Raw genomic sequence first — 12,498 nt, 5'->3', positions numbered from 1 at the left:
GGCGCGCCTGAACGAGGCGGCCCGTTTTCACACAGCTTGACCATGTGACCATGATGCCGCCGGTTCCGGCGGCATTGTTTCTTCAGCGTCGGGACCGGCAGCATTCCAGAGATTAACGATCAGGAATGACCATGCCTTCGAACGCATCGAGCAACACCACCTCCACCTTGCCCGTCGTCCTCACCGGCGACCGTCCTACCGGCCCGCTGCATCTGGGCCATTACATCGGCTCGCTCAAGTCGCGCGTGGCGCTGCAGGAAACCTCGCGCCAGTTCCTGCTGCTGGCCGATACCCAGGCCATGACCGACAACGTGGGCCGCCATCAGAAGGTCACCGACAACGTTCTCGAAGTGGCGTTGGACTACCTGGCCGTAGGCATCGATCCCGAGAAGTCGACCATCTTCATCCAGTCCCAGGTACGCGAGCTGTATGAGCTGTCGATGGTGCTGCTGAACCTGGTGACGGTCTCGCGCCTGGAGCGCAACCCCACCATCAAGGAAGAAATCCGCCTGCGCGGCTTCGAGCGCGACATTCCGGCCGGCTTCCTGACCTATCCGGTCAGCCAGGCCGCCGACATCACCGCCTTCAAGGGCCAACTGGTGCCGGTGGGCAGCGATCAGCTGCCGATGATCGAGCAGACCAATGAGCTGGTGCGCAAATTCAACGCCGTGGTGGATCGCGAAGTGCTGGTCGAATGCAAGGAAGTGCTCTCCGAAACCGGCCGCCTGCCCGGCATCGACGGCAAGGCCAAGATGAGCAAGTCGCTGGGCAACTCCATCGCCCTGGGCGCCACGCCTGCCGAGATCAAACAGGCCGTGCACCGCATGTACACCGACCCCAACCACCTGCGTGTGGATGACCCGGGCCAGGTCGAGGGCAACGTGGTCTTCACCTTCCTGGACGCCTTCGATCCCGACCGCGATGCCGTGGCCGAACTGAAGGCCCACTACACCCGGGGCGGCCTGGGCGACAGCGTGGTCAAGCGCCGCCTGGAAGGCATCCTGCAAGAGCTGCTGGAACCCATCCGCACCCGCCGCGAAGAGTTCGCCAGGGATCGCGGCGAAGTGATGGCCATCTTGAAGCGTGGCACCGAGCGCGCCAGCGCCGTGGCGGCGCAGACCATGGCTGAAGTCAATGCCGCGCTGGGCCTGAACTACTTCGGTTAAGGCACATTTGCCAAATAAATGAAGACCGCCGCATCCCACAAGGGTTTGCGGCGGTTTTTTTATGCCTGAGTGAAGGATTTCACCGATTTTTGGGAGGCGTCATCGGCGGCAGTTCCAGCAGGACTTCCAGTCCGCCCTCGGGCAGGTTGCGCAGGCGCAGCTGGCCATGGTGGTTCTCGGCGATGTTGAGCGCAATGGTCAGGCCCAGCCCGGTACCGCCGGTATCGCGCGAGCGCGAGGCTTCGAGGCGGTAGAAGGGCTCGAAGACGGCCTCCAGTTCCGCCTCCGGAATACCCGGCCCCTGGTCACGGATGCGGATGGCGATCTTCTGCTGTTCCAGCGCGATGGACACGCGCGCCGCCTTGCCGTACTTACAGGCATTGTCGATCAGGTTGGTCAGGCAGCGCCGCAGCGCGCCCGGCTGGGCCAGCACGAAGGCGCGGGTACTGCCTTCCAGGGCGACGTCCTGGCCGCCGTCGGCGGCATCGGCGCACACGCTGTCGAGCAGGGAATCGATGTCCAGCGCCTGGATCTTCTCGGATGAATCCATGCTGCGCGCCAGGTCCAGCCCCTCGCGCACCATGCCGTGCATCACGCCCAGGTCATCGATGAGTTTCTGCTGCAGGGCAGCATCGCTGACCTTTTCCAGCCGCAGCCGCATGCGCGTCAACGGCGTCTGCAGGTCATGCGTGATGGCCGCCAGCATGTGGGTACGATGCTGGATCTGGCGGCGGATACGCGCCTGCATGGCATTGAAGGCGTGGGCGGCCTGGCGGATCTCGGTGGGACCGGCCTCGGCCAGCGGGGCGTGGTCGATGTCGCTGCCCAGGCGCGAGGCCGCCTGCGCCAGCTGGCGGATGGGACGGGTGGCCATGCGTGCCACCAGCCAGGCCAGCATGGCGATCAAGACCAGGAACAGCAGGATGTACTGGAAGCCGAACAGATTGCCCGGCCCGCTCGGCCCGCCGCGTCCGCGCAGCACCGGCGGCTCGCCCGGCTGGTGCAGGCGCAGGCGCATGAGTGCCTGGTCGTGCAGGCTGATGTAGATGACCCGGCAGGTTTCACGGCGCTGCACAGGGGGATCGCCGGCCCGTGGTGGCGGCGGGCATTCGCTCTCGCGCTGCACGGCGACCTTGCGCTCCTCGCCCAGGCGCGCCTGCAGCATGTCGATGAGCGGACTGTTGCTGGCGTTGGGGCCGATGGCGTCGTTCATGTCATCCACCATGCGCGCCTCGAAACCGAAGTTGGCGGCCGCTTGCAGCACGATGGGACGCTGCGCGGGCGGGATGTCGTCCACTGCCCGCACGATCTGTTCCACGCGGTCGGCCAGATGCTGGAAGCGTAGTTCGCGCAGGGTGTTGCGGCGTTCATTGCCGGCCAGCCAGTTGGTGGCCAGCACCGCCACCAGGATGCCGCCCAGCAGCAGGAAGAAGATGCGGTTGCCGATGGAGCCAAGGAAATTCTTCATGCCGGACGACCCATGCCTTCCGCGGTAACGGCCGTGGCCAGCACGTAACCTTCGTTGCGCACGGTCTTGATGATGGTCGGCGTGCGCGCATCATCGCCCAGCTTCTGGCGCAGGCGGCTGATCTGGATATCCACCGAACGGTCGAATGGATCGGACTCGCGGCCCTGGGTCAGCTCCAGCAGCTGGTCGCGGTTGAGCACGCGATTGGGATGGTCGAGGAAGACCTTGAGCAGCCGGAACTCCGCCCCCGAGAGGGCCACCACCACGCCATCCTTGTTCACCAGGTGGCGTGCGGTCAGGTCCAGGGTCCAGCCGGCAAAGCGCATGGCCGCCACTTCCGGCTGGGCCATGTTGGGCGGCAGCGCCTGGGTGCGGCGCAGGACGCTGCGGATGCGGGCAAACAGTTCGCGCGGCTCGAAGGGCTTGGCCAGGTAATCGTCGGCGCCCATCTCCAGGCCCAGGATGCGATCCAGCGGCTCGCCGCGTGCGGTCAGCATGATCACCGGCACCGCAGAGGTGGCGCGCAGGTTGCGGCAGAGGGTGAGGCCGTCCTCGCCCGGCAGGGTCAGGTCCAGCACGATCAGGTCTACCCGCGACTCTTCCAGCACGCGGCGCATCTCGCTGCCGTTGGTGGCGGTCAGGGTGCGCAGGCCGTTGCTGTCCAGGTATTCGGCCAGCAGGGTGCGGATGTCGCGGTCGTCGTCGACGACGAGGATGTGAGTATTTGTATCCATGCTGCGCATTATGCCGAACTTGTCCGGCCGTGCAGCGCGGATTTGTATCGGGCCTTTACAAGGAGCGGGGCAGAAATAAAACGATACCTGCGCCCCTGGCGACTATACAAAACGATACAAATGGCGCCACAGCAGAAAAACCGTGGATACACGCCGCCGGTTTAATGGGAACCGTGCCAGGGCAGCACGTCGCTGCCCGGAAGCATCACAGAGCATCACCCCCCTGAAAGGAGCAAGACATGTTGACTATCAAGAACCGTATCCTGGCCGGCATCGCCGCCGTGAGCATCAGCGCCGTGACCCTCTCGGCCTTCGCCCAGATGCCTCCGGGTGGCCCCATGGGCCATCCGCCGAGCCCGGAACAGATCGCCAAGTTCGAGCAGATGCGCGCCAAGCACCAGGCCGAGCTGCACGACAAGCTCAAGATCACCGCCTCCCAGGAAGCCGCCTGGAAGCTCTTCCTGGACAAGACCAAGCCGGTGCCGTTCGACCAGGCCGGTCGTCCCAACAAGGAGGAATGGGCCAAGCTGTCCACCCCGGAACGCCTGGACAAGCAGCTCGACATGATGCGCAAGCGTGAAGCCTTCGCCGAGCAGCGCATCGCCGCCACCAAGGAGTTCTACGCCACCCTGTCGCCGGAACAGCAGAAGATCTTTGACGCCGAGCACGCCAAGATGGAACGCCATCGCCATGAAATGATGGAACACATGCGCCACGGCGGCCGCAAGGGCGCCCCGCATGACGGCAAGCCCGCCCCGGACGCTCCTCCGGCCGAGTAAGCCAGGCCAGGCAGGATCTGCCTGTGCGCCGGCAGGTGTCTGGTGCCGGCGCATCGGACAGTCCCACCCGACAGCCTTGCGCACTTCGCGCAAGGCTGTTCTTGTTTGTCCTTCGGCTACTTTGAACACGCGTGCACGGAGGGCAATAGCTGGGTACACTGCGTGCCAGCCCGGATTCGGGCCGGACAATAACGATGTTGTAAAAATGTAAGCCTGGTCGGAGACAATAGCGCCCGGCCCATCTCGATAGCAGGGCCACCTTGCTTAGGCAAGGCAAGTTGCGCCCAAGCACGCTGCAAGCAGAAAAATTCCGGCGCGGCCGCCATGGTGGCGGCCCGCCTTACGTGATGATGTGATCGGTCCACTGATTTTCCTGACATGACAAATACACCCAATCCCCACCAGCCTTCTTCCTCCAACGCATCCTCCCGTGGCAGCATCCTGCGCCGCTGGTGGTTCTGGGTACTGGTGGCGGCACTGGTGGCCGGGGGCGGCTACCAATGGTGGTCCAAGAAGAAGGCCGAACAGGAGCAGATGGCGGCCATGGGCGGCCCGGGCGGACGCCCCGGCCCTGGCGGTCCCGGTGCACGTCGTCCGGGCCCGGGCGCCTTCGCTGGCCAGACCATGCCGGTGGGCGTGGCCAAGGCCCAGGTGCAGAACGTGGACGTGTTCCTCAACGGTCTGGGGTCGGTGACTCCGACGGCCACGGCGACCGTGCGTGCCCGCGTGGATGGGCAACTGATGAAGCTGCATTACAAGGAAGGCCAGGTGGTCAAGGCCGGCGATCTGCTGGCCGAGCTCGATCCGCGCTCGCTGCAGGCCGCGCTGACCCAGGCCGAGGGGCAACTGGCGCGCGACCGCGCCTTGCTCGCTTCGGCCCGCCTGGACTTGAAGCGCTACCAGACCCTGCTGTCGCAGGACTCGATTGCCAGCCAGCAGGTCGATACCCAGGCCGCCCTGGTCAAGCAGTACGAAGGCACCGTCAAGGCCGATGAAGGCAGCGTCGACAGCGCCCGCCTGCAACTGTCGTTCACCCGCGTGACCGCGCCCATCAGCGGCCGCCTGGGCCTGCGCCAGGCCGACGTGGGCAACAACGTCACCACCAGCGATACCAACGGCCTGGTCATCATCACCCAGCTGCAGCCGATCACGGCCGTCTTCAGCATCCCCGAAGACAATATCCCCAAGGTCTTGCAGCAATTGCAGAGCGGCCGCAAACTGCCGGCCCAGGCCTGGGACCGCGAACAGAAAACCAAGCTGGCCGATGGCGTACTGCTGACCATCGACAACGTGGTCGATTCCACCACCGGCACGGTCAAGCTCAAGGCCCAGTTCCCCAATACCGATTACGCACTCTTCCCCAGCCAGTTCGTCAACATCCGCCTGCAGCTCAAGACCGACGAGGGCGCTACCGTCATCCCGACGGCCGCCATCCAGCGCGGTGCCAAGGGCTTGTTCGTGTATGTGGTCAAGGAAGACAACACCGTCACCGTGCGTCCGGTCAAGACCGGTACGGTGCAGGATGACGTGACCGTCATCACCGACGGTATCTCGGCCGGCGAGACCGTGGTCATCGATGGCATCGACCGCCTGCGCGAGGGCGCCAAGGTGGAAGCGGTGACCCGTGGCGGCGCCGATGATCCGGCCAACAAGCTCACCACCGAGAATCCTGAGGCGCGCCGCCATGGCAAGCGCGGCCAGGGTGGCGAGGCAGGGCAGGGCGGCCAGGGCAACATGAGCCCGGAAGAACGCCAGAAGCGCTGGGCCGAGATCAACAAGCGCATCGACGCCGGTGAATTCGGCGAAGAGATCAAGAAGCTGCCCGAAGACCAGCGCCGCCAGAAGATGATGGAACTGCGCCGCCAGCGCGAAGCCGGCGCCAACAATGCAGGCAACGCCAACGGCGCCAAGTAAGCGCAATCAGCACAAGGCTCACGCATGAATCCCTCGCGCCAGTTCATCCTGCGGCCGGTCGCCACATCCTTGCTGATGCTGGCGATCCTGCTGGTGGGCATCGTCGCCTACCGGCTCTTGCCGCTGTCGGCCCTGCCCGAAGTCGATTACCCGACCATCCAGGTGGTCACCCTCTATCCCGGTGCCAGCCCGGATGTGATGACCTCTTCCGTCACCGCCCCGCTGGAACGCCAGTTCGGCCAGATGCCGGGCTTGAAGCAGATGTCCTCCACCAGCTCCGGCGGGGCCTCGGTGATCACGCTGCAGTTCAACCTCGACCTGAGCCTGGACGTGGCCGAACAGGAAGTGCAGGCCGCCATCAATGCCGGCAGCAACCTGCTGCCTTCGGACCTGCCGATGCCGCCGGTGTACAGCAAGGTCAATCCGGCCGATACGCCCATCATCACGCTCGCGGTCACGTCAAAGACCATGCCCCTGCCCAAGGTGCAGGACCTGATCGATACCCGCCTGGCGCAAAAGATTTCGCAATTGTCCGGGGTGGGCCTGGTGAGCCTGTCAGGCGGCCAGCGTCCGGCCGTGCGCATGCAGTTGAATCCGCGTGCCGTGGCAGCGCTCGGTCTGAACCTGGATGACGTGCGCACGGCCATTGGCAACGCCAACGTCAACCAGGCCAAGGGCAGTTTCGACGGCCCCACGCGCGCGGCCACCATCGATGCCAACGACCAGCTGCGTTCGGCCGATGAATACCGCAACCTCGTCATCGCCTACAAGAATGGCGCGCCCATCCGTGTCTCGGATGTGGCCGACGTGATCGATGGTGCAGAAAACGTGCGCCTGGGCGCCTGGGCCAACCAGCAGCCGGCCGTGATCGTGAACATCCAGCGCCAGCCGGGGGCCAACGTGATTGCGGTGGTCGACAGCATCAAGAAGATCCTGCCGCAACTGCAGGCCAGCCTGCCCGGCGCCATCGACGTCCACATCCTGACCGACCGCACCACCACCATCCGCGCCTCGGTGGCGGATGTGAAATTTGAGCTGCTGCTGTCGGTGGCACTGGTGGTGATGGTGATCTTCGTCTTCCTGCGCAACGTGCCGGCCACCATCATTCCCAGCGTGGCGGTGCCGCTGTCGCTGGTGGGCACCTTTGCGGTGATGTACCTGGCCGGCTTCTCCATCAACAACCTCACGCTCATGGCGCTGACCATTGCCACCGGCTTCGTGGTGGATGACGCCATCGTGATGATCGAGAACATCTCGCGCTACATCGAAGAGGGCATGAAGCCCATGCAGGCGGCCCTGAAGGGCGCCGAGCAGATCGGCTTCACCATCATCTCGCTGACCTTCTCGCTCATTGCCGTGCTGATCCCGCTGCTCTTCATGGGCGACGTGGTGGGCCGGCTCTTCCATGAATTCGCGGTCACGCTGGCGGTGTCCATCCTGATCTCGGCAGTGGTGTCGCTGACGCTCACGCCGATGATGTGTGCCCGTCTCTTGCGCCATCAGCCGGAGGAGCAGCAGGGCTGGTTCTATCACAAAAGCCAGGTCTTCTTCGACCGCATCATTGCGCGCTATGGCGTGATGCTGGAATGGGTGCTGCATCGCCAGAAGCTGACCCTGCTGGTGGCGGTGGCCACGCTGGGCCTGACCGTGCTGCTCTACGTGTTCGTGCCCAAGGGCTTCTTCCCGCTGCAGGATACCGGCGTGATCCAGGGTATTTCCGAAGCCACGCAATCGATCTCCTTCGGCGCCATGGGCGAGAAGCAGCAGCAACTGGCCAAGGTAGTGCTGGAAGATCCTGCCGTGGAAAGCCTGTCCTCCTTCATCGGCGTGGATGGCACCAATGCCACCCTGAACAGCGGCCGCATGCTCATCAACTTGAAGCCGCACGAAGAGCGCGACGTCTCGGCTTCCGACGTGATCCGCCGCCTGCAGCCAAAACTGGCGCAGCAGGTGCCGGGCGTGACGCTCTACATGCAGCCGGTGCAGGATCTGACCATCGAGGATAGCGTCTCGCGCACGCAATACCAGTTCACCCTGGAAGACGCCGATCCGGCCACCCTGAGCACCTGGGTGCCCAAGCTGATCGCGCGCCTGCAGCAGGTGCCGCAACTGGCCGATGTGGCCACCAACCTGCAGGACCAGGGTTTGCAGGCCTACATCGAGATCGACCGCAATGCCGCCTCGCGCCTGGGCATCACCACGGCGGCCATCGACAATGCCCTCTACAACGCCTTCGGCCAGCGCCTCATCTCTACCATCTACACGCAATCGAACCTGTACCGCGTGGTGATGGAGGTCAAGCCGGAATTCCAGCGCGGCCCGCAGGCACTGGACAGCATCTACCTGGTGACCTCGGCCAGCGGCAAGGTACCGCTGTCCTCGATTGCCACCGTGACCGAACGCACTGCCCCGCTGGTGGTGAACCACATCGGCCAGTTCCCGGCCGCCACCGTCTCCTTCAACCTGGCCAAGGGGGCCTCGCTGGGCGAGGCGGTCAAGGCCATCAAGGCCGCTGAAGACGAGATCGGCATGCCCGACTCCACCGTCACCAACTTCCAGGGGGCGGCACTGGCCTTCCAGGCTTCGCTGTCCAATACCCTGTGGCTGATCCTGGCGGCCGTCGTCACCATGTACATCGTGCTGGGCGTGCTCTACGAGAGCTACATCCATCCCATCACCATCCTCTCCACCTTGCCTTCGGCGGGCGTGGGGGCGCTGCTGTCGCTGATGATCTCGGGCACGGACCTGGGCATCATCGGCATCATCGGCATCATCCTCTTGATCGGCATCGTCAAGAAGAACGCCATCATGATGATCGACTTCGCCCTCGAAGCCGAACGGCACCAGGGCAAGAGCCCGCGCGAGGCGATCTACCAGGCTTGCCTGCTGCGCTTCCGTCCCATCCTGATGACCACCATGGCGGCGCTCCTGGGTGCGCTGCCGCTGATGCTGGGCACCGGGGTCGGTTCGGAACTGCGCCAGCCGCTGGGCATCACCATGGTCGGCGGCTTGCTGGTGTCGCAGGTGCTGACGCTGTTCACCACGCCGGTGATCTATCTCGCCTTCGACAGCCTGGGCCGTCGCCTGCGCGCACGCCTGGGCCAGCGCGCGCCAGGCCATGGCGAGGATGACGACGGCGAAGACGGCAAGCCGGCCACGCTGCCGCCAGCGGTGTAAGCGGATGCGCGCATGAATATCTCGCTTCCCTTCATCCAGCGGCCCATTGCCACCACGCTCCTGACCATCGGCATCGCTCTGGCCGGGATGGTGGCCTTCCGGCTGCTGCCGGTCTCGCCGCTGCCGCAGGTGGATTATCCGACCATCTCGATCTCGGCTTCGCTGCCCGGTGCCAGCCCGGAAACCATGGCTGCGACCGTGGCTACGCCGCTGGAACGCGCCATGGGTGCCATTGCGGGCGTGACCGAGATGACCTCGACCAGCTCGCAGAACTCCACCCGCATCACCTTGCAGTTCGATCTGAACCGCGATATCGATGGTGCCGCCCGCGACGTGCAGGCCGCGCTCAATGCTGCGCGCAACCTGTTGCCCACTGGCATGCCGAGCAACCCGACCTATCGCAAGGTCAACCCGGCGGATGCGCCCATCCTGATCCTGGCCATGACCTCCGACACCATGACCCAGGGCCAGATGTACGATGCCGCTGACAGCATCGTGGCGCAGAAGCTCTCGCAGGTACGCGGTGTGGGGCAGGTGAGCGTGGGCGGCAGCTCGCAGCCGGCAGTGCGCATCGAGTTGAACCCCACGGCCCTGAACAAGTACGGCATCGGCAGCGCTGACGTGCGCACGGCGGTGGCCGCCACCAATGCCAATCGTCCCAAGGGCTTGCTGGAAGATGATGGCCGCAACTGGCAGATCTATGCCAACGACCAGGCCAAGACCGCCGAAGAATATGCGCCGCTGATCGTTGCTTACCGCAACGGTACGCCGGTGCGGGTGCAGGACGTGGCCGAGGTGCGCGACTCGGTGGCCGATGTGCGCAATGCCGGCTCTTCCAATGGCAAGCCCTCGGTGCTCATCATCATCAACCGCCAGCCCGGCGCCAACATCATCGAAACGGTGGACAGCGTGCGCGCACTGCTGCCGCAGTTGCAGGCCTCGATTCCGGCCGCCATCGACATGAAGGTGGTGCTGGATCGCACCCCGACCATCCGCGCTTCCCTGAAGGAAACCGAGTTCACCCTGATGCTCTCGGTGGCGCTGGTGATCATGGTGGTGTTCCTGTTCCTGCGCAATGCGCGGGCGACGCTCATCCCCGCAGTGGCCGTGCCGGTCTCGCTGATCGGCACCTTCGGCATCATGTACCTGGCCGGTTTCAGCCTCGACAATCTCTCGCTGATGGCGCTGACCATCGCCACCGGTTTCGTGGTCGATGATGCCATCGTGGTGCTGGAAAACATCTCGCGCCACATGGAGGCCGGCATGAAGCCCTACAAGGCCGCGCTGCTGGGCGCGCGCGAAGTGGGCTTCACGGTGCTGTCGATGAGCATCTCGCTGATCGCCGTCTTCATTCCCATCCTGATGATGGAGGGCATCGTCGGGCGGCTCTTCCGCGAGTTCGCCATCACCTTGTCGGTGGCCATCCTGGTGTCGCTGGTGGTGTCGCTGACCACCACGCCGATGATGTGTGCGCAACTGCTGCGCCATGATCCCGAAGCCGATGAGAAGCGCCGCCAGCGCCGCCATCCCTGGCTGCAGAAGATCGCCGACCAGAGCGCGGCGATCTTCGATGACATGCTGCTGGCCTATGAACGCACGCTGGCCTGGGCGCTGCGCGCCGCACCGCTGATGATGCTAATCCTCGTGGCCACCATCGCCCTGAACGTGTACCTCTACAAGGCCATCCCCAAGGGCTTCTTCCCGCAGCAGGATACCGGGCGGCTGGTGGGTGGCATCCGTGGCGACCAGGCGATCTCCTTCCAGGCCATGCGCACCAAGCTCAATGAGTTCATCGATATCGTCAAGGCCGATCCGGCCGTCTCCGATGTGGTGGCCTTCACGGGCGGGCAGCGGCGCAATGGCGGCTTCATGTATGTGACGCTGAAACCCCTGACTGAACGAAAAGACAGCGCCGACAAGGTAGTGGCGCGGCTGCGCATCAAGACCGCCAAAGTCGCCGGTGCACGGGTGTTCCTGGTGCCGGTGCAGGACATCCGCATCGGCGCGCGCCAGAGCGATTCGCAATATGAATACTCGCTCAAATCCGACGACGTGGGCCTGCTGCGCATCTGGGAACCCAAGATCCGCCTGGCGCTGACCAATCTCAAGGAACTCGAAGACATCAGCACCGACCAGCAGGACAACGGCCTGCAGACTACGCTGACCATTGACCGCGATACCGCCATGCGCGCCGGGGTGACGCCGCAGCTGATCGATTCCACCTTGTCGGACCTGTTCGGCCAGCGCCAGATTTCCACCATCTACAGCGGCATGAACCAGTACCACGTGGTGATGGAAGCCGCGCCGAAATACTGGCAGAGCCCGGAAATCCTGCGTGATACGTATGTGAGCCTGGCCGGTTCGTCCAATCTCTCGCCGACCACCTCCAGCCTCTCGACGCCCCCGGCGCTGACCGCCTCGGGCAAGCTGAACGCCAATACCAGCCTGGCGCAGACCATCTCCACGGCGGCCTCACGCCAGATTCCGCTGGCGGCGTTCTCGCGCTTCGAGCCGACCACGACGGCCTTGTCGGTCAGCCATGAAGGGCAGTTCGTGGCCTCCACGCTGTCCTTCAACCTGGCCGAGGGCGTGTCGCTGTCGCAGGCCACTGCGGCCATCGACCGCGCCATGGCGCAGCTGGGCGTGCCCACCAGCGTGCTGGGCACGTTTGCGGGTACGGCCAATGCGTTCCAGTCCTCCAGCTCCAGCCAGCCCATCCTGATCCTCACGGCCTTGCTGGCGGTCTACATCGTGCTGGGCATTCTCTACGAGAGCCTGATCCATCCCATCACCATCATCTCCACGCTGCCCTCGGCGGGTGTGGGTGCGCTGCTGGCGCTGATGGTGACGGGCACTGACTTCAGCTTGATTGCGTTGATCGGCGTGATCCTGCTGATCGGCATCGTCAAGAAGAACGCCATCATGATGGTGGACTTCGCCATCGATGCCGAGCGCAATCGCGGGCTGTCGCCGCGTGACGCCATCTTCGAGGCCTGCAAGCTGCGCTTCCGCCCGATCATGATGACCACCATGGCGGCCTTGCTGGGCGCGATCCCGCTGGCCATCGGCCATGGCGATGGGGCCGAGCTGCGCCAGCCGCTGGGCATTTCCATCGTCGGCGGGCTGGTGGTGAGCCAGTTGCTCACGCTCTACACGACCCCGGTGGTGTACCTGTACATGGAACGCCTGAGTGCCTGGGGCAAGCGCCGCTTCGGCCGCAAGAACAAGACAGAAACCTCGGCGGCCTGAGGCTGCCGCCA

Annotated in this window: 7 protein-coding genes; 5 read left to right on the top strand and 2 right to left on the bottom strand. The window is 64.7% G+C overall.

Features of this window, described 5'->3' with window-relative positions; genetic code table 11:
• Positions 1–131 precede the first annotated feature (131 nt).
• Positions 132–1,166, top strand: a complete 1,035-nt coding sequence (trpS, locus tag ACVC5H_RS17915) for a tryptophan--tRNA ligase (protein ID WP_489619130.1) — start codon at positions 132–134, stop codon at positions 1,164–1,166.
• A gap of 79 nt (positions 1,167–1,245) precedes the next feature.
• On the opposite strand, the gene ACVC5H_RS17910 is transcribed toward trpS, so the two are convergent.
• A complete protein-coding gene (locus ACVC5H_RS17910; RefSeq protein WP_489619129.1) occupies positions 1,246–2,634 on the bottom strand; it encodes an ATP-binding protein in 1,389 nt (462 codons plus the stop codon).
• Complete coding sequence (locus tag ACVC5H_RS17905; RefSeq protein ID WP_489619128.1) at positions 2,631–3,368, bottom strand: response regulator; 738 nt, start codon at positions 3,366–3,368, stop codon at positions 2,631–2,633. Before ACVC5H_RS17905 ends, ACVC5H_RS17910 begins: the two co-directional genes overlap by 4 nt.
• 239 nt (positions 3,369–3,607) lie before the next feature.
• Between ACVC5H_RS17905 and ACVC5H_RS17900 the strand changes: the two genes are divergently transcribed.
• The 4 genes from ACVC5H_RS17900 to ACVC5H_RS17885 all read left to right on the top strand — a co-directional run bounded on the left by ACVC5H_RS17900 (position 3,608) and on the right by ACVC5H_RS17885 (position 12,487).
• Positions 3,608–4,147: a Spy/CpxP family protein refolding chaperone gene (locus tag ACVC5H_RS17900; protein ID WP_489619127.1), complete on the top strand. Its 540-nt coding sequence runs from the start codon at positions 3,608–3,610 to the stop codon at positions 4,145–4,147.
• A 378-nt stretch (positions 4,148–4,525) separates the two neighbouring features.
• Entirely contained in the window at positions 4,526–6,061 is a 1,536-nt protein-coding gene (locus ACVC5H_RS17895; protein WP_489619126.1) for an MdtA/MuxA family multidrug efflux RND transporter periplasmic adaptor subunit, read from the top strand.
• A gap of 24 nt (positions 6,062–6,085) precedes the next feature.
• Positions 6,086–9,238: an MdtB/MuxB family multidrug efflux RND transporter permease subunit gene (locus tag ACVC5H_RS17890; protein WP_489619125.1), complete on the top strand. Its 3,153-nt coding sequence runs from the start codon at positions 6,086–6,088 to the stop codon at positions 9,236–9,238.
• 12 nt (positions 9,239–9,250) lie between these two features.
• Entirely contained in the window at positions 9,251–12,487 is a 3,237-nt protein-coding gene (locus tag ACVC5H_RS17885; RefSeq protein WP_489619124.1) for an efflux RND transporter permease subunit, read from the top strand.
• The last annotated feature ends 11 nt before the right edge of the window (positions 12,488–12,498 follow it).

It is taken from the genome of Herbaspirillum sp. Her3 (assembly GCF_057961275.1).
This window is presented reverse-complemented; position numbering and strand designations above follow the sequence as displayed.

Excerpts from the sequence above, each read along its gene's own strand:
- trpS (WP_489619130.1), top strand. The coding sequence starts at position 132 with ATGCCTTCGAACGCATCGAGCAACACCACCTCCACCTTGCCCGTCGTC.
- ACVC5H_RS17910 (WP_489619129.1), bottom strand. The coding sequence starts at position 2,634 with ATGAAGAATTTCCTTGGCTCCATCGGCAACCGCATCTTCTTCCTGCTG.
- ACVC5H_RS17905 (WP_489619128.1), bottom strand. The coding sequence starts at position 3,368 with ATGGATACAAATACTCACATCCTCGTCGTCGACGACGACCGCGACATC.
- ACVC5H_RS17900 (WP_489619127.1), top strand. The coding sequence starts at position 3,608 with ATGTTGACTATCAAGAACCGTATCCTGGCCGGCATCGCCGCCGTGAGC.
- ACVC5H_RS17895 (WP_489619126.1), top strand. The coding sequence starts at position 4,526 with ATGACAAATACACCCAATCCCCACCAGCCTTCTTCCTCCAACGCATCC.
- ACVC5H_RS17890 (WP_489619125.1), top strand. The coding sequence starts at position 6,086 with ATGAATCCCTCGCGCCAGTTCATCCTGCGGCCGGTCGCCACATCCTTG.
- ACVC5H_RS17885 (WP_489619124.1), top strand. The coding sequence starts at position 9,251 with ATGAATATCTCGCTTCCCTTCATCCAGCGGCCCATTGCCACCACGCTC.